19 protein-coding genes are annotated in these 15,271 nt (G+C 64.5%); 11 read left to right on the top strand and 8 right to left on the bottom strand.

Annotated elements, in window-relative coordinates; all coding sequences use genetic code 11:
- Positions 1 to 24: 24 nt before the first annotated feature.
- Positions 25 to 555, bottom strand: coding sequence for a hypothetical protein (locus JQ635_RS15210; protein ID WP_211410656.1), 531 nt, complete (start codon positions 553 to 555; stop codon positions 25 to 27).
- Positions 556 to 715: 160 nt separating this feature from the next.
- On the opposite strand from JQ635_RS15210, the gene JQ635_RS15205 reads away from it, so the two are divergent.
- Entirely contained in the window at positions 716 to 1,015 is a 300-nt protein-coding gene (locus JQ635_RS15205; RefSeq protein ID WP_211410655.1) for a DUF1330 domain-containing protein, read from the top strand.
- A 4-nt stretch (positions 1,016 to 1,019) separates the two neighbouring features.
- On the opposite strand, the gene JQ635_RS15200 is transcribed toward JQ635_RS15205, so the two are convergent.
- Both JQ635_RS15200 and JQ635_RS15195 read right to left on the bottom strand, forming a co-directional pair.
- A complete protein-coding gene (locus JQ635_RS15200) occupies positions 1,020 to 1,286 on the bottom strand; it encodes a hypothetical protein (protein WP_211410654.1) in 267 nt (88 codons plus the stop codon).
- A 33-nt stretch (positions 1,287 to 1,319) separates the two neighbouring features.
- Positions 1,320 to 1,613: a hypothetical protein gene (locus JQ635_RS15195; RefSeq protein ID WP_211410743.1), complete on the bottom strand. Its 294-nt coding sequence runs from the start codon at positions 1,611 to 1,613 to the stop codon at positions 1,320 to 1,322.
- A 172-nt stretch (positions 1,614 to 1,785) separates the two neighbouring features.
- Here JQ635_RS15195 and JQ635_RS15190 point away from each other — a divergent pair, with 172 nt between their 5' ends.
- On the top strand, positions 1,786 to 2,184 hold the full coding sequence (locus JQ635_RS15190; RefSeq protein WP_211410653.1) for a metallopeptidase family protein: 399 nt from the start codon (positions 1,786 to 1,788) through the stop codon (positions 2,182 to 2,184).
- Positions 2,185 to 2,242: 58 nt separating this feature from the next.
- Here the strand turns inward: JQ635_RS15190 and JQ635_RS15185 are convergent, their stop codons facing one another.
- Positions 2,243 to 3,046 (bottom strand): helix-turn-helix transcriptional regulator, encoded by an 804-nt coding sequence (locus JQ635_RS15185; RefSeq protein WP_211410652.1) that lies wholly within the window; start codon positions 3,044 to 3,046, stop codon positions 2,243 to 2,245.
- Between the two features lie 99 nt (positions 3,047 to 3,145).
- Between JQ635_RS15185 and JQ635_RS15180 the strand changes: the two genes are divergently transcribed.
- The 5 genes from JQ635_RS15180 to JQ635_RS15160 all read left to right on the top strand — a co-directional run bounded on the left by JQ635_RS15180 (position 3,146) and on the right by JQ635_RS15160 (position 7,225).
- Positions 3,146 to 3,715, top strand: a complete 570-nt coding sequence (locus tag JQ635_RS15180; protein ID WP_211410651.1) for a pyridoxamine 5'-phosphate oxidase family protein — start codon at positions 3,146 to 3,148, stop codon at positions 3,713 to 3,715.
- An 87-nt stretch (positions 3,716 to 3,802) separates the two neighbouring features.
- Complete coding sequence (gene leuD, locus JQ635_RS15175; RefSeq protein WP_008539074.1) at positions 3,803 to 4,408, top strand: 3-isopropylmalate dehydratase small subunit; 606 nt, start codon at positions 3,803 to 3,805, stop codon at positions 4,406 to 4,408.
- Between the two features lie 136 nt (positions 4,409 to 4,544).
- Positions 4,545 to 5,330, top strand: a complete 786-nt coding sequence (locus JQ635_RS15170) for a hypothetical protein (RefSeq protein WP_211410650.1) — start codon at positions 4,545 to 4,547, stop codon at positions 5,328 to 5,330.
- Positions 5,331 to 5,623: 293 nt separating this feature from the next.
- Positions 5,624 to 6,043, top strand: a complete 420-nt coding sequence (locus JQ635_RS15165) for a DUF6455 family protein (RefSeq protein ID WP_211410649.1) — start codon at positions 5,624 to 5,626, stop codon at positions 6,041 to 6,043.
- Between the two features lie 393 nt (positions 6,044 to 6,436).
- Entirely contained in the window at positions 6,437 to 7,225 is a 789-nt protein-coding gene (locus JQ635_RS15160; protein WP_211410648.1) for a Crp/Fnr family transcriptional regulator, read from the top strand.
- Positions 7,226 to 7,229: 4 nt separating this feature from the next.
- Here JQ635_RS15160 and JQ635_RS15155 read toward each other — a convergent pair whose 3' ends face one another.
- Positions 7,230 to 8,111 carry an HpcH/HpaI aldolase/citrate lyase family protein gene (locus JQ635_RS15155; RefSeq protein ID WP_211410647.1) on the bottom strand — a complete coding sequence of 294 codons (882 nt, stop codon included), beginning with the start codon at positions 8,109 to 8,111 and terminating at the stop codon, positions 7,230 to 7,232.
- 111 nt (positions 8,112 to 8,222) lie between these two features.
- Between JQ635_RS15155 and JQ635_RS15150 the strand changes: the two genes are divergently transcribed.
- Entirely contained in the window at positions 8,223 to 8,867 is a 645-nt protein-coding gene (locus tag JQ635_RS15150) for a carbonic anhydrase (RefSeq protein WP_211410646.1), read from the top strand.
- Between the two features lie 277 nt (positions 8,868 to 9,144).
- Here JQ635_RS15150 and JQ635_RS15145 read toward each other — a convergent pair whose 3' ends face one another.
- Positions 9,145 to 10,179, bottom strand: a complete 1,035-nt coding sequence (locus JQ635_RS15145; RefSeq protein WP_211410645.1) for an aspartate-semialdehyde dehydrogenase — start codon at positions 10,177 to 10,179, stop codon at positions 9,145 to 9,147.
- A 116-nt stretch (positions 10,180 to 10,295) separates the two neighbouring features.
- Between JQ635_RS15145 and JQ635_RS15140 the strand changes: the two genes are divergently transcribed.
- Both JQ635_RS15140 and JQ635_RS15135 read left to right on the top strand, forming a co-directional pair.
- Complete coding sequence (locus JQ635_RS15140; RefSeq protein ID WP_211410644.1) at positions 10,296 to 11,090, top strand: hypothetical protein; 795 nt, start codon at positions 10,296 to 10,298, stop codon at positions 11,088 to 11,090.
- 156 nt (positions 11,091 to 11,246) lie between these two features.
- Positions 11,247 to 11,630 (top strand): hypothetical protein, encoded by a 384-nt coding sequence (locus JQ635_RS15135; protein WP_211410643.1) that lies wholly within the window; start codon positions 11,247 to 11,249, stop codon positions 11,628 to 11,630.
- A 173-nt stretch (positions 11,631 to 11,803) separates the two neighbouring features.
- Here JQ635_RS15135 and leuB read toward each other — a convergent pair whose 3' ends face one another.
- Positions 11,804 to 12,916, bottom strand: a complete 1,113-nt coding sequence (leuB, locus tag JQ635_RS15130) for a 3-isopropylmalate dehydrogenase (protein ID WP_211410642.1) — start codon at positions 12,914 to 12,916, stop codon at positions 11,804 to 11,806.
- Positions 12,917 to 13,159: 243 nt separating this feature from the next.
- Here leuB and JQ635_RS15125 point away from each other — a divergent pair, with 243 nt between their 5' ends.
- The gene (locus tag JQ635_RS15125) at positions 13,160 to 14,362 is read left to right on the top strand and encodes a YbfB/YjiJ family MFS transporter (RefSeq protein ID WP_211410641.1); all 1,203 of its coding nucleotides are present in this window, start codon (positions 13,160 to 13,162) and stop codon (positions 14,360 to 14,362) included.
- Positions 14,363 to 14,480: 118 nt separating this feature from the next.
- Here the strand turns inward: JQ635_RS15125 and JQ635_RS15120 are convergent, their stop codons facing one another.
- Positions 14,481 to 15,263: a molybdopterin-binding protein gene (locus JQ635_RS15120; RefSeq protein ID WP_211410640.1), complete on the bottom strand. Its 783-nt coding sequence runs from the start codon at positions 15,261 to 15,263 to the stop codon at positions 14,481 to 14,483.
- Between the last annotated feature and the right edge of the window lie 8 nt (positions 15,264 to 15,271).

Here is a 15,271-nt window from a genome sequence, read left to right as displayed (position 1 = left end):
GCGCCCTTTTCATTTCGATCGTGCTTACCAATAGCGATACGGATAGTGCCAGCGATGCCAATGGTGCCAGCGGCAGATGCGGCGCGGGCCGTAATAGGTCCAGATGATCCGGCAGCGGCGCGGATAGTGGTAGTAGGGATAGTAGCCGCCGTAATAATAGCGCCGGTGGAAGTGGCGATAGCCGTAATGGGGGCGATAGATCCCGTAGCGATGATAGCCGCCATAGTGGCGAAATCCGCCGTAACGAATGCCGCCACCGTGGAAGGCAGGCGCGGCGCGGAAGCCGCCGCCATGAAAGCCGCCGATATGTCCGCCGCCACCGCGGAAGCCACCGCCGCCGTGAAAATGTCCGCCGCCACCATGTCCACCGCCGCCATGCCGGACCTGCGTGACGAGGTCGTCGGCCGCGGCTTTCGTCGCGGGTGACGTTGCCGGATTGATCAAGGTGAGCGCTTCAGCGCGCTGCGCGCTCCCGATCGACAGCATCAGCGTCGCGGCGGCCGCAATCCCGAGCAAGCGCATCGGGCCTGCCCCGAGACCCAAACTCCTCAGCATGGACTCCTCCCTGTATGTGGACAGCGGCATTGTGGCGTGGCGTCCCGCGCCGCCGCTGTTCATTTGCAGTCGCTCCCAAGATTAAGTTACGGACAGCGACGTGAATGCCTCCTGAATGACGACGCTCTCGCCGCGGCGCAGTGCCACAAGGAATTTGAAAATGACCGTCTACGCGATTGCGCAATTGAAGATGACGGACCGCGCGGCCTATGACCGCTATCAGGCGCGGTTCTTCGACGTGTTCAAAAAGTTCAACGGGCGGCTGCTCGCCGCCGATGAACATCCGCGCGTGCTCGAAGGCGCATGGCCGCATGACAAGCTCGTCATGATGTCGTTTCCGGACGAAGCTGCATTTCTCGCCTTCTCGAACTCGCCCGAGTACGAAGACATCTCGCGCGATCGCAAGGCTGGCGCGCAAGCGACGGTGCTGCTGGTGAAGGAATTTGCGCCGGCCGGCTAGAGCGTCACCAGAACGGCCCGTAGCCGAATACGAAGGGTGCGGGCACGGCGTAGGGATAGGGACGGTAGGTGACGGGCCGCGCGTAATAGCGCGGATCACGGCGCACGGCAGGCCGCACGACGTCAGGGGCTCGCGCGTGTCGCCGCGCATCGAAAACCGCGATGCCCGCCGAAGCCTCAGGTATCGTCACCACCCTGTGCGCCGCAGATGCGCGAGGCAGACCCGCGGCAAGCGCGACGGCTACGGCGGCCAGTGCAATCCATCTCGCCATGACGACCCTCACGAGGCCTCCGCGCTGCTCGCGTCAGCCCCGGCGCCAGTAGCAGCTCATATGCGGCGTGATCACGGTGCCGCTCGGCCTGTGCTCCTGCACATAGGCGACGTTGCATTCGCGCACCGCGTCGGGGCCGGGGTTGTAGCGCGGATAGACGCCATCAGGGGTGTAATAGGGCGTGACGCGCAGCCGCGCCGGGGGCCGCCTGCGCGGCGGGGGGACGTCGTCGGGCAAGACCGCCTGGGCCAGCCGGATCTCGGGAGCGGTCATCTGCGCCTGGGCGTTGGCCTGGGCGCCAACAAAAAAAGCCGAAAACAACCCCATGCACAGTAGAACCGGTACTGCTGTTCCCGCCCGCATCACATCACCACTGACCTGAGCCAACCCCTTGATGCGCCGTACGCTCCTCGTTTTCGCGCGCGGCGTCAACGCTCCTTCTTGGCCCGATCCTATAAAGCGGGATGCATCGCCACGGAACCCGCGCTATGACGGTCTCATGTGGACAGAATTGAAAGCGCCCTCGCTGGCCGAGATGGAAGCGATGGCTCACGACGTGTTCGAGCGCCTGCCCGCGGAGTTTCGCCGTCTCTGCGAGGGCGTGATCCTCCGCGTCGACGACTTCCCGACCGACGAGGTCCTGGACGAGATGGAATGCGAGAGCGAGTTCGACCTGCTCGGCCTGTTCCAGGGCGTCGGCCTGCCTCAGCAAAGCCTCGGCGACGTGGCACGGCTGCCCAACATGGTCTGGCTCTACCGCCGGCCGATCCTGGATTACTGGGCCGAGCACGACGAAAGCCTCGGCCATATCGTCCGCCACGTCCTGATCCACGAGATCGGCCACCATTTCGGCCTCTCGGACGACGATATGGCCGCGATTGAGGCCAAGGCGGAGTAGGATGCCGGCTCATCAGGCGTAGCCGCAGCTTGAGCCGCGGCTTCGGCCTCGCGCCAGATCATCGATTGCGAACGGTTGGTTTGGTGAGAAGCATCGTCAGCCGATAGTCAGGCCAGCCCGCCAGAGACAGCGACACCTGCTGATAGTGTAGCAGTCCCATGGCCGGATGATTGAACGCACGTTCGCCCCCTTCGCGTGCCAAAACCCCCTGTGTGTCCCAGCAGCGCTCGAAGTCGGGACTTCCAATTCTCAGTTCTTCCACGAGCCGGCGAATATCGGGATCGTCTGAGTAGGCGGTCACCGCCGCGCGGAACTCCGCCACGACTCGACGCGCACGAGAGGTCCAGTCAAGGATCAGGGTTCGAGCTTCAGGCCTGAGGAAGATGTAGCGCAGAAGATTTTTTTCGCCGTCGGCATCGAGCCATCCTGCAAACAGAAGGGACGCTTTCGCATTCCAACAGCGTGCGCGCCATGTGCGATCGAGGATGTAGGCGGGACCATCGATCGCATCAACGCAGGCCATTATCTCCTCGGGTGGATCATCCCTGTTGCCCGGCCGCTCGGGATCGCGCTTGCCGGCGACTTCAAACAGATAGCTGCGTTCGGCTGGTGACAGGCGCAATCCGCGGGCGAGGCGCGCAAGTGCCGCAGCCGAGACGGATACATCGCGCCCTTGCTCGATCCAGGTGTACCAGGTGACGCTCAATCCGCAGAGCTGAGCGACCTCCTCGCGCCGGAGACCGGGCGTGCGCCGTCGTGGTCCGGCCGCGAGGCCGAATTCTGCTGGAGACTGGCGCTCCCGGAGCGCCCGCAAGAACGCGCTGAGCGAGAGAGCCGGAGCGACTGGATCCTGTCCTTTCATGGTGGTTTTTATACCAGCATAATATAGGTTCTTAAACTGGTACCTACGGTATGCTAGCTCTTGACCCTGGCTTCGTCGCTGCGCAGAGGACGCACGGACATGGGCAAGCAATTCGGGAGGATCGAACCGGCGCACAGGGCTTTCATCGAGCGGCAGAAGATCTTCTTCGTCGCGAGCGCCCCGCCGAAAGGACGCATCAACGTGTCGCCAAAGGGCCTGTCGTCTTTCCGGGTCCTCGGAGAGACCGATGTCGCCTACCTCGATTGCACCGGTAGCGGCAGCGAGACCCGCGCACACCTGATCGCATCTGATGACAAGCGGCTGACCATTATGTTTTGCGCCTTCGAAGGCGATCCGGTGATCCTGCGGCTCTATGGCCAGGGTCGGTCGCTGATGCGCGGCACGCCTGAATACGCCGATCTCCTTCCGAAGTTCGAGGACGTCGCCGGGGCACGCCAGATCGTACGTCTCTCGATAGACCTCGTGCAGACGTCATGCGGTATGGGCGTGCCGCTGTTCGACTACAGGCAAGAGCGCGGCAGCCTCGTGCGCTACTGGACGGCGCAGGGCATCAACAACCTGCGAAAATACTGGGGGCTGAAGAACATGAAGAGCATCGATGGCCTGCCGACCGGCTTTGCCCCCGACCGCATGGCCCCGCCAGGCTGACAGACCAAGATTGCCGAATCCGGCCTAGGATTTACGCTCCAACCGGGCTAAACAGCCCTCCCCTGACTTCGAACCGGGAAGCCTGAAATGGACAAGTTCACCACGCTGGAAGGCGTCGCGGCGCCGCTGAAGATCATCAATGTCGACACCGACATGATCATTCCGAAGCAGTACCTCAAGACCATCAAGCGCACCGGCCTTGGCAAGGGGCTCTTCTCCGAGCAGCGCTACAAGGACGACGGCAGCGAGAACCCGGATTTCGTCCTCAACCAGCCCGCCTATCGCAACGCGAAGGTGCTGGTCGCCGGCGACAATTTTGGCTGCGGCTCGAGCCGCGAGCATGCGCCCTGGGCGCTGCTCGATTTCGGCATCCGCTGCGTGATCTCGACCTCGTTCGGCGACATCTTCTACAACAACTGCTTCAAGAACGGCATCCTGCCGATCCGCGTGTCGCAGGAAGACCTCGACAAGCTGTTCGACGACGCCGAGCGCGGCGCCAACGCGACGCTGACGATCGACCTGCCGAACCAGGAGATTCGCGGTCCCGACGGCGGCAAGGTCAAGTTCGAGATCGACCCGTTCCGCAAGCACTGCCTGATCAACGGCCTCGACGACATCGGTCTCACCATGGAGAAGAAGGCCTCGATCGACACCTATGAGGACAAGCTCAAGCGCGAACGCGCCTGGGCCTGATCTTTAATCTCGTTTGAAGCCCCGGTGCTGTCAGCGCCGGGGCTTTTTCTTTGCCCGCATTATCTCTTTTGTTCGAGCATGATCTTGACGGAAAACCGCTGCACACTTTTCCGGATCATGCTCTAAGCTTGCGCGCATGCTGCCCGAGATCGTCACCTTCTGGCATGGCCCGATGGATGCGCTGCGCCAGACCTGTCTGCGCTCGCAGCTCGCGGCCGGCCACAAGGTCACCGTCTACAGCTTCGACCCCATCCCCGGGCTGCCCGCGGACGTCGCAAATGCCGAGGCCGAAGCGATCCTGCCGCATGCATTCTCCGAGCGATTGCGGCCGCCGCAGCCTGACGGAAGCTGGCGCGACTGGACCACGCTGCAGTTCAGCGACTTCTTCCGCATGAAGCTGATGGCGAAGGGCCTCGGCCTCTGGCTCGATGCCGACGTGCTGCTCCTGAAGCCGGTTGAGATCGATCCGGTAAAACCCTACTTCGCCTGGGAGCGGCCGCGCCAACTTGGCAACTCCGTGATCTATCTGCCGGCGGAGCATGGCATCGTGCGCGCGTTCGAAGAGCTGATGGAGCAGGAGGAGCTGACGCCGAACTGGCTGTCGCTGCGCCATCGCATCACCTTCATGATGCGCCGCCTGCGCGGCGGCTCGAACCGGCTCTCGGACATTCGCGTTGCGATCTACGGGCCCGCGGCACTCACCGCGCTCGCGCGCCGTACCGGTGAATTGCAGAACGCCTTGCCGAAGCAGTCGTTCTATGCCGTGCATGCCGAGCCGAAATTGTTCTTCGATCCCTCGAGCTATCTCGGCCTCGTCACCAACCCCGAGATCATCGGCCTGCACATCTCGCCCAAAGGCCGCGGCGGCGAGAGGCCGATTCCGGGCAGCCTGTATGCCTGGGCGGCGGAGCGGTTTGGCTGAGCACCAATTCTCCGGTGTCGTCCCGGCGAAAGCCGGGACCCATAACCCCAGGGAGTAGTTTGGCGAAGGCCCTCAGTTACGTTTCGATGGCAACGCGCACCGCGCACCATCGATAAACCTCGCGGTATGGGTCCCGGCTTTCGCCGGGACGACACCGGTGGTTTTTCACGCTGCAGCGCGTCCAGGACACGAGCAGCTTCCTTGACCGTTTCTCAATTTGATCCAGCGCAACGCGCTCCTGCACCATTGTGCCTAATCTGGCTCCAATTCCACGACCCCAAGAGGAGCCTCGCATGAGCACGGCAAGCAGGCCTTATCCGATCGTTCAGGATCTCATCGAGACCTTTGCCAACTGGCTGAAGCATCGCCGCGAGATGAACGAGATGCGGCAGCTCGACCGCGCCGATTTCGACCGCATCGCGGCCGATCTCAGGATTGCGCCTGATGATCTCGAAGAGCTGGTCCGTCACGGCAAGCACGCCGCCGACGAGCTGCCGAAGATGCTGCATCAGCTCGGCATCAGCGCGGAACGGCTCGGGCAGGCGCAGCCGTTGCTGCTGCGCGACATGGAGCGGACCTGCTCGCTCTGCAATCACAAGGGAGAATGCGACCGCGATCTCGCTGAGGGCACCGCCGCGGAGAACTATCACGGCTACTGCGCCAACGCCGCGACGCTGGAATCGCTCGATCGCGCCGATCTCGCGCCGCGCTGATCGAAAATTTATTGCCCGGACGCGCGCGGCCGCTGCTGTTGCCGCGAAATGGAGCGGTTCTGTCCCGCGCTGCAATCACAAGGGACAGTGCGGCCGCGATCTCGCCAGCACTACCGTCACCGGGAAAAACCTCGACCATCTGCCGGACCGCTGATAGCGGCACACAGCAGAGCCCCACCTTGTGGGCACCCCGCCGGGTGGCAACGGGCGCTAATAGTATGACTGTTTGCGCGGCGAGGATGCGGGAAAGCTCACCGCAATTGTCCGTGCTTGATCTCGCCTATTGGCTCTGTTTGGATCATTGCCGTTGAACAATTCGCATTTCGGATAATCATGGCAAATGAAACAGATGGATCCCGTCGTTCATTGGGGGCTCGTCCACAAAAGGATATCGTGACCGTCCATCGCAAGGAGATCGGGAACCGGCTATTGGCGGCGTTGCCGCCGGCGGACCTCGGCTTGCTCACGCCCCACCTCCAGAAGGTCTCGTTCGAGCCCGACGCCGTCCTGGTGCGATCGGGCGATGAGCTCGACCCGGTCTATTTTCCCCATAGCGGCGCAATCGCCTTCATGCTCGATATGCCGGACGGGCAAACGGTCGCGACCACCTTGATGGGACGAGAGGGCGCTTTGGCCTCGTTCTCCGTGCTCGGCCCGTCGCCTTCATCCGTGACCGCGATTGCCCGCATAGCCGGCACTGCATCGGTGATCTCCGCCGCCAAATTTCGCGCTGCCCATGCGCAAAGCGCAGCCATCAGGAATGTCGTGCAGGTCCACGCCCGCGCCGTGCTGTTGCAGCTCCAGCACGTCGCCGCTTGCAACGCGCTGCACCGGGTGGATGGCCGCATGGCGCGGTGGCTCCTGCAGCTTCACGACCGCGTTCCCGAGGACCTGCTTCCGGTGACGCAGGAGGCGCTGGCGCAATTGGTTGGGGTGCGGCGGCCGACAGTGACGCTGACGATGAGCAAGCTGCGTGAGGCCGGCGCCATCCCGTCCGAGCGGCGCGGGTTTGTCGAGATTCATCGCGGGCGGCTCGAGAGGATCGCGTGCGATTGCTATGCGCTCATGCAGCGCAAGATCGATCGGATGTATTGCCAGGAGTTGGCCGCGCCGCCGCCTGCCGATAGAGAGCAAAGCCTGGAATCCAGGCGCGGAAAAGCGGATATCGCGTTTTCGAATTGACGCTTCAGCCCTTCCCCATCGTGGCAATCGCATCCGCGATCTCGATCGTACGCCGTGCCATGTCGGCGTGCAGCCGCTCGACCATCGCACCATCCAGACGGATCGCGCCGCGCGAGGCGTTCTCCGGCAGTTCGAACGCCGCGATGATTTTGCGCGCACGCGCGACTTCCTCTTCGGGCGGGGTGAAGATCGCGTTGCAGGCTTCGATCTGCGAGGGATGGATCAGCGTCTTGCCGTCGAAGCCGAGGTCGCGGCCCTGCGCGCATTCGGTGGCGAAGCCGTCGGAGTTGGCGATGTCGCTATAGGGGCCGTCGAGGATCTCGAGGCCGTGGGCGCGCGTCGCCAGGATGCAGTGGGTGATCATCGGGATCATCGCCGCGCGTCCCGGCAGCATCCGGATGCGCGTCTCGCGCGAGATGTCGTTCGGGCCGAACACGAAACCGGAGAGGCGGCTCGATGGATCGCGGCCGGCGGCGGCCAGCTCCTCGGCATGCAGCACGGCGCGCGCGGTCTCGATCATGGCCCAGACCTTGACCGTGGGCGCGGCGCCGAGCTCGGCGAGGCGGCGGCCGATGGTGTCGAGATCTTCGATGCTTGAAACTTTTGGAACCAGGATGCCGTCGGGCGAGGCCTTGGCCGCCATCGCGACGTCATCGATCCACCAGGGCGTATCGAGGCCGTTGGTGCGGATCAGGACCTCGCGCTTGCCAAAGCCCTTGGCTGCGATCGCGGCGGCGATCCCGTCGCGGGCCACCGCCTTGGCCTCGGGGGCAACGGAGTCTTCCAGATCGAGGATCAGGCCGTCGGCGGCCAGATTCCGCGCCTTTTCCAGCGCGCGGGGGTTGGAGCCGGGCATGAACAGATGGCTGCGGCGCGGGCGGGTCATGCGATCGTTCCTTCCTGTTTCCTCGTCTCTCTTCTGACCGATGCCGATAGCATTTGGCCTGCCCATTCGAAAGGCTTGTTCGCTCCCGGGCTCTATGGTTAGGCATAGGCCATGGTGACATTCCCGACGCATTTGCTGGAAGGCTACAGGGCCTTCGCCACCCAGCGGCTGCCGACCGAGCAGACCCGCTACCGCGAGCTGTCGGTGAAAGGACAGTCGCCGGAAGTGATGGTGATCGGCTGCTGCGACAGCCGCGTCTCGCCCGAGGTGATCTTCGACGTCGGCCCGGGCGAGCTGTTCGTCGTCCGCAACATCGCCAACCTCGTGCCCGTGTATCAGCCCGACGGCAACGCGCACGGCGTCTCGGCGGCGCTGGAATATGCGGTGACGGTTCTGAAGGTGAAGCACATCGTCGTGCTCGGCCACGCGCAATGCGGCGGCATCCGCGCCTTCGTCGATAAGATCGAGCCGCTCACGCCCGGCGACTTCATCGGCAAATGGATGCAGATGTTCATCAAGCCCGGCGAAGTCGTCGAGCAGCGCGGCCACGAGTCGATGGCGCAATTCGTCGAGCGCATCGAGAAGGCCGCGGTGTTCCGCAGCCTCGAAAACCTGATGACGTTTCCGTTCGTGCGCAAGGCCGTGGAGAGCGGCCAGATGCAGACCCATGGCGCCTATTTCGGCGTCGCGGAGGGATCGCTGTTCGTGCTGGACAAGATCGCGAAGGAATTCAAGAACGCGCGGAGCGTGGCTTAGGGTCGCTCGAAGGCGGGCAATTGCCGCCTCAGATGCGATCGTCGTCCCGGACAAGCGGAGCTCCTGGCAACGCGCAGCGTTGTCCAGAGCGGAGCGCCGATCCGGGGCCCATAACCACAGGACCAAGTGAGGCGCGAAGGCGTAACTCCGAGTCCCCGTAACCACGTCTCCCTGTGGTTATGGGTCCCGGATCTGCGCGCGCTTTTGGCGCGCTTGTCCGGGAGGACGAGAGGGGCACGGCGCAGAGCGCGCCTTTGCCCACCCTACGGCAGCGGAGTTACGCCGCCTTCTTCTTAGCGGTGATCAGCTTGCGGTTGATCAGCACTTCCGCGATCTGGATCGCGTTGAGGGCTGCGCCCTTGCGCAGGTTGTCGGACACGCACCACAGCACGAGACCGTTCTCCACCGTCGCGTCCTCGCGGATGCGGCTGATATAGGTGGCGTCCTCGCCGGCCGCCTCATAGGGCGTGGCGTAGCCGCCGGGCTCCTGCTTGTCGATGACGAGGCAGCCGGGCGCCTTGCGCAGGATCTCGCGCGCTTCGTCGGCGCTGATCGGATTCTCGAACTCGATGTTGACGGCTTCGGAGTGGCCGACGAACACGGGCACGCGCACGCAGGTCGCGGAGAGCTTGATCTTGGGATCAAGGATCTTCTTGGTCTCCGCCATCATCTTCCACTCTTCCTTGGTGTAGCCATCCTCCATGAAGACGTCGATGTGGGGGATGACGTTGAAGGCGATGCGCTTGGGGAATTTCTTCGCGACCAGCTCGTCATTGGTGTAGACAGCCTTGGTCTGCGAGAACAATTCGTCCATCGCGTCCTTGCCGGCGCCCGACACCGATTGATAGGTCGAGACCACGACGCGCTTGATCGTCGCCTTGTCGTGCAGCGGCTTGAGCGCGACGACGAGCTGCGCGGTCGAGCAGTTCGGGTTGGCGATGATGTTCTTCTTCTTGAAGCCTTCGGTCGCGGCTGCGTTCACCTCGGGCACGATCAGCGGTACCTCCGGGTCCATACGCCAGGCCGAGGAATTGTCGATCACGACCGCGCCGGCGGCGCCGATCTGCGGCGACCATTCCTTCGACACCGAGCCGCCCGCCGACATCAGGCAGATGTCGACGTCGGAGAAATCGTAATGCTCGAGCGCTTTGACCTTCAGGGTGCGATCGCCATAGGAGACCTCGACGCCGACGCTGCGGCGTGACGCCAGGGCCACGACCTCGTCCGCGGGGAATTTGCGCTCATCGAGGATGTTGAGCATTTCCCGTCCGACATTGCCGGTCGCGCCGACGACTGCGACTTTGTAACCCATCGTTCACTCTCCGATGAAAAAGCCCGTTCCTGAAGCTGACGCTTAAACAGGAAGAGCAGCGCTTCTATGCGAGAACCGGCCTCAAGACAACGTTGGACCATGCCTGAAGGCCGTGGATGCAGTCGCCTGAGGCCAGGACGGCCGTTAGCCCTACCCAGATCCATCTGACGCTCGCAGCCTTCGCCGACGAGGTGGTCGGCACGGTGGCACGCCTGTTCGCCTATGTGGGGGCGCTACTTCTGTTTGCCATCGTAGGCCTCGCGGCCCTCGGCCAGCTGCCTGCCTTGCGCGACGATGAGCCCGCCTCAAAGCCGGGCTGGAGCGTGGCCGACCGCTCGCATCCGGCCTTCGCCCTCAGCCGGCTCGATTCATCCGACAAAACAGCATCTTACGCCGTCCTTCGGCACCCCGAAGGCGGCCGCAAGGACGTGATGCGCTGGACCGGCGAGGCGGACAAGCCGCTGGCTCAGCTCGAGATCTACCGGGAGGGCGGCGAATTCGACGTGGCGCGCCCGGCGGCAACCGACCTCGCGGTCCAGATGGGGCTGGGTGCGGATACTCCGCTCGAGCAGGCCGGCCTGATCGACACCAAATTCGGTCCGGTCGCCCTGTTCCGGCCGACCGGCACGGCGAAGGCGGCCTGCCTCGGCTACCTCAAGCGCAGCGAGGAGCCGGCGCTGCAGATCTCCGGCTTCTCCTGCCAGGGCGATACGCTGCCCGCCCGGCGCGCGGCGATCGCCTGCACCCTGAACCGGCTGACGCTGCTCACCTCCGGCAACGAGCCCAAGCTGGCGGAATTGTTCGCCCATGCCGAGCTCAAGCGCCGGGGTTGCGAGCCCCAAGGGTCGTCCCAAGGCACGTCGGACTGGCTGCTCGGCGCAGCGAACGCGCAATTGCGCGGGGCGCTTTGACCGGCATCAAGCTCAAGTGGCTGGTTTGCATGCAACTTTTGCCGGCACGCCCGATTATTCCGGGCTGGTGTGACCCAATAGACCTAGTTGCGGCCACCCCGGCCGGTCTATTATGGGGCGAAATCGACTGGCGGCGTGCCGCCTGAAGGGGACGTGATGAGCTCGACATTCTCTGCCGCGAACAAACTGGCGACGCTGCTTGCGGCGGGCGCCGCGATTGCCATCGCCTTCGCGGCGCCGGCTGCGGCCGACACCAAGACCAAGCGCTATGACGATCGCGGCCGGCCCTATTACGGCCCGAGCGGTCCCAACGCGGTCTATCAGCAGGGCCGCACCCGCATCTATGTGAGCAAGCGCTCCTGGCTCGACGGCGGCACCGAGGTCAATCCGGGCGACCGCAAGTTCATGGATTACGCCTTCCCGCCGGAGATCGGCTATCCGACCTTCGCACGCGAGAACAACAACCGGCCGATCGATCGCCAGCCGCTCTCAACGCCGGCCGACGTCGGAGGCTATCCGCGGAATTTCCCGCTGTACTGAGGCGGCAGGCACCGAATCAAAATGGCCGGGCTCGCGCCCGGCCATTTTTGTTTGTGAGAGGTGCCGTAGGGTGGGCAAAGGCGCGACGCGCCGTGCCCACCACCTCTCTCTGATCGCGATCGATTGGTGGGCACGCTTCGCTTTGCCCACCCTACGATCGCGGTGCTTGCCGCTTACGCGTGAAGCTTCTGCAATTCCTTCAGGATCGCTTCGCCCATCTGCGTGGTGGAAGCGGCCGTGGTGCCCTCCGACTTGATGTCGGCGGTGCGCAGGCCGCTGGCGAGCACCGCGGCGATCGCGGCGTCGACCTTGTCGGCGAGATCGCCCATGTCGAAGGAATAGCGCAGCGCCATGCCGAAGGACGAGATCATCGCGATCGGGTTGGCGAGGCCCTTGCCGGCGATATCAGGCGCCGAGCCGTGCACGGGCTCGTACAGCGCCTTGCGCTTCTTGGTCTTGACGTCGACCTCGCCGAGCGAGGCCGAGGGCAGCATGCCGAGCGAGCCGGTCAGCATCGCCGCGATGTCGGACAGCATGTCGCCGAACAAATTGTCTGTCACGATGACGTCGAACTGCTTCGGCCACTTCACCAGCATCATGCCGCCGGAATCGGCGAGCTGATGCTCGAGCGTGACATCGGGATATTCGCGCTTGTGGACCTGGGTCATGACCTCGTTCCAGAGCACGCCCGACTTCATGACGTTGCGCTTCTCCATCGAGGTCACCTTGTTCTTGCGCTTCCTGGCAAGCTCGAAGGCGACGCGGCCGATGCGCTCGATCTCATAGGTGTCGTAGACTTGGGTATCGATGGCGCGCTTCTGGCCGTTGCCGAGATCGGTGATGGTCTTGGGCTCGCCGAAATAGACGCCGCCGGTGAGCTCGCGCACGATGACGATGTCGAGGCCCTCGACCGCCTCGCGCTTCAGGCTCGAGGCATCGGCCAGCGCCGGGTAGCACATGGCGGGGCGGAGGTTGGCGAACAAAGCGAGATCCTTGCGCAGGCGCAGCAGGCCGGCTTCGGGGCGCACCTCGTAAGGCACCGCATCCCACTTCGGGCCGCCGACCGCGCCGAAGATGATGGCGTCGGCCGCAAGCGCCTTGGCCATGTCGCCCTCGGAGATCGACACCTTGTGGGCGTCATAGGCGGAGCCGCCGACGAGGCCGGTGTCGGTCTCGAACTTGGCGATCCCGGCCGAATTGAGCCAATCGATCAGCCGCTTCACCTCGCCCATCACCTCCGGGCCGATACCGTCGCCGGGGAGCAGCAGCAATTTGTGGGTCGCCATGGTCGTTTCCTTCTCGATCCTCTCTCGTCATTCCGGGGCGCGAGCAAAGCGAGCGAGCCCGGAATCCATCGGGCCACAGCGCAAGCCGGGAAATGGATTCCGGGCTCGCGCTTCGCGCGCCCCGGAATGACGGTTCGGCCGGAGTGCTAGAGCGGCGTTGCGCGCTTGGCAAGACACCATTGCCGCGCCGCGGCTGTGCAAGACCGGCAGGGCCTGCCACAGTGCGGGCTGCCGGAGTATCCCTTGCACGCCCCTGATCGCCCCCCGCCCGACGCACATCCTGCGCGGCTGATCCTGACCCTGTCGCTGGCCGCAACGGTCGGGCTCGGCATCGGCCGCTTTGCCTATGCGCTGGTGCTGCCCGACATGCGGGAGGATCTCGGCTGGTCCTACTCGGCGGCCGGTTTCATGAACACGATCAACGCCGTCGGCTACCTCGTGGGCGCGCTGGTGGCGTCCCGGCTGATCCGGCGCGTCGGCTGGTCGGCCGCGATCCGCGGCGGAACCCTGGCCTGCGTCGCCGCGCTCGCAACTTGCGCGCTGACGGGCAATTTCGTCGCCCTGAGCCTTGCCCGCCTCGTGCTGGGCCTCGGAGCGGCCGCCGGCTTCGTCGCCGGCGGCGCGCTGGCCGCGGCGATCGCGCAGTCGCGCCCGGAGCGGGCCAATTTCCTGCTCAGCCTGTTCTATGCCGGGCCCGGCATCGGCATTCTCGCCTCCGGGCTGATCGCCCCGTTCACGCTGCAATATTTCGGACCCGGCTCGTGGTGGCTGGTGTGGTGGGCGCTGACGCTACTGTCCGTCGCGATGACGATCCCGCTGTTCCTGATCCGCATCGAGAGCCGGGTGCGCTTCTCGGAAGGCAGCCACGCCGCCTTCGCGATCATGCCCATACTGATCTATCTAGCCGGCTATTTCCTGTTCGGCGCGGGCTACATCGCCTACATGACCTTCATGATCGCCTATGTGCGCGACGGCGGCGGCGGCGCCGCGGCGCAGGCCGCGTTCTGGAGCCTGATCGGCCTGTCCGCCTTCGTCACGCCCTGGGCCTGGCGCGGCGTGCTGGCGCTGGACCGCGGCGGGCTCGCCACCACCATCATCCTCGGCACCAACGCGCTCGGTGCGGCCTTGCCGATGCTGGGGCATTCGCCGGCATGGCTCGCGGTGTCGGCGGTCGTGTTCGGCGTCGCCTTCTTCGCCGTGGTCGGCTCGACCACCGCGTTCGTGCGCTTCAACTACCCGCCCGAGGTGTGGCCGACCGCGATCGCGGCGATGACGATCTCGTTCGGCGTCGGCCAGACGCTCGGCCCGATCGTGGTCGGCGCGATCACCGATGCGCTGGGGAGTCTGAGTTACGCGCTGAATGTGTCGGCCGCGCTGCTGGCACTGGGTGCGGTGGCGGCGCTGTGCCAGCGGAAGGTGGGGCCGCCCAAATCAACGGTGCCGTAGGGTGGGTTAGCGCCAGCGTAACCCACCATGCTTCCGCGTTTGCCGGACGAAGTTGGTGGGTTACGCCTGGCGGACTGCGCTTCGCGCAGCCGCGAGGCTAACCCACCCTACGAAGCCATCAGCTTCCGCTGAACGAATTATACCCCTGGTCTTCCCAGTAGCCGCCCTTGTAGTCGTTGGTGACTTCCATCGAGACCACGTATTTCGGGTTCTTGAAGCCGAGTTTTGTCGGCACGCGGATCTTCATTGGGAAGCCGTAGGCGCGCGGCAAAATCTCGTTCGCATATTTGAACGTCATCTGCGTCTGCGGATGCAGCGCGCTGCGCATGTCGAGCGGCGAGTTGTAGCCGTCCTTGTCGGCGCACTGGAACCAGACATATTTCGCGCGCGTGTCGGCGCCGATCAGTTTTAGGAAATCGCGCAAGGGGGTGCCGGTCCAGCTGCCGATCGCGCTCCAGCCCTCGACGCAGATGTGACGGGTGATCTGCGTTACCTGCGGCAGCTTGTAGAGCTCCTCCAGCGTCCAGGATTTCTTGTTGTCGACGAGGCCGCGCACCTCGAGCTTCCAGTCTGCGGCCGAGACATCAGGCGCGTCGTCGAGATCGTAATAGGCGTTGAACGGGAACGGCTTCGTGATCGCGCTCTCGGGGAAGGTCGGCGCCAGCGCGTCGGGATTGAAGATAAAGGACTGCACGGCGTCGTTGAACTTCGAGACGCTCTTCAGCATCTCCTCGGCCGAGGACGAGTCGATCACGTCGCAGCCGGTGAGCAGCGTCAGCGCGCCGAGGCTGGCACCGCCCGCGATGAAGCGGCGGCGGGTGACGTCGGGCATCGTCTTGATGGAGTCCTTGATCAGCAGCCGCTTGTCGACGCCGGGGATCAGGAAAGAGCGCTTGGCCATGACTGTTC

This window comes from Bradyrhizobium iriomotense (assembly GCF_018130765.1).
Taxonomy (GTDB): Bacteria; Pseudomonadota; Alphaproteobacteria; order Rhizobiales; family Xanthobacteraceae; genus Bradyrhizobium; species Bradyrhizobium iriomotense_A.
The sequence above is the reverse complement of the archived record's forward strand: the minus strand, read 5'-3'. Positions and strand labels throughout refer to the sequence as shown.

Bases quoted from the DNA above. Each gene is read 5' to 3' on its own strand.
- leuD (WP_008539074.1), top strand. From the start codon at position 3,803: ATGGACAAGTTCACCACGCTGGAAGGCGTCGCGGCGCCGCTGAAGATC.
- JQ635_RS15200 (WP_211410654.1), bottom strand. From the start codon at position 1,286: ATGGCGAGATGGATTGCACTGGCCGCCGTAGCCGTCGCGCTTGCCGCG.
- JQ635_RS15135 (WP_211410643.1), top strand. From the start codon at position 11,247: ATGAGCTCGACATTCTCTGCCGCGAACAAACTGGCGACGCTGCTTGCG.
- JQ635_RS15210 (WP_211410656.1), bottom strand. From the start codon at position 555: ATGCTGAGGAGTTTGGGTCTCGGGGCAGGCCCGATGCGCTTGCTCGGG.
- JQ635_RS15155 (WP_211410647.1), bottom strand. From the start codon at position 8,111: ATGACCCGCCCGCGCCGCAGCCATCTGTTCATGCCCGGCTCCAACCCC.
- JQ635_RS15140 (WP_211410644.1), top strand. From the start codon at position 10,296: ATGCAGTCGCCTGAGGCCAGGACGGCCGTTAGCCCTACCCAGATCCAT.
- JQ635_RS15165 (WP_211410649.1), top strand. From the start codon at position 5,624: ATGAGCACGGCAAGCAGGCCTTATCCGATCGTTCAGGATCTCATCGAG.
- JQ635_RS15150 (WP_211410646.1), top strand. From the start codon at position 8,223: ATGGTGACATTCCCGACGCATTTGCTGGAAGGCTACAGGGCCTTCGCC.
- JQ635_RS15145 (WP_211410645.1), bottom strand. From the start codon at position 10,179: ATGGGTTACAAAGTCGCAGTCGTCGGCGCGACCGGCAATGTCGGACGG.
- leuB (WP_211410642.1), bottom strand. From the start codon at position 12,916: ATGGCGACCCACAAATTGCTGCTGCTCCCCGGCGACGGTATCGGCCCG.
- JQ635_RS15205 (WP_211410655.1), top strand. From the start codon at position 716: ATGACCGTCTACGCGATTGCGCAATTGAAGATGACGGACCGCGCGGCC.
- JQ635_RS15120 (WP_211410640.1), bottom strand. From the start codon at position 15,263: ATGGCCAAGCGCTCTTTCCTGATCCCCGGCGTCGACAAGCGGCTGCTG.
- JQ635_RS15180 (WP_211410651.1), top strand. From the start codon at position 3,146: ATGGGCAAGCAATTCGGGAGGATCGAACCGGCGCACAGGGCTTTCATC.
- JQ635_RS15170 (WP_211410650.1), top strand. From the start codon at position 4,545: ATGCTGCCCGAGATCGTCACCTTCTGGCATGGCCCGATGGATGCGCTG.
- JQ635_RS15195 (WP_211410743.1), bottom strand. From the start codon at position 1,613: ATGGGGTTGTTTTCGGCTTTTTTTGTTGGCGCCCAGGCCAACGCCCAG.
- JQ635_RS15185 (WP_211410652.1), bottom strand. From the start codon at position 3,046: ATGAAAGGACAGGATCCAGTCGCTCCGGCTCTCTCGCTCAGCGCGTTC.
- JQ635_RS15190 (WP_211410653.1), top strand. From the start codon at position 1,786: ATGTGGACAGAATTGAAAGCGCCCTCGCTGGCCGAGATGGAAGCGATG.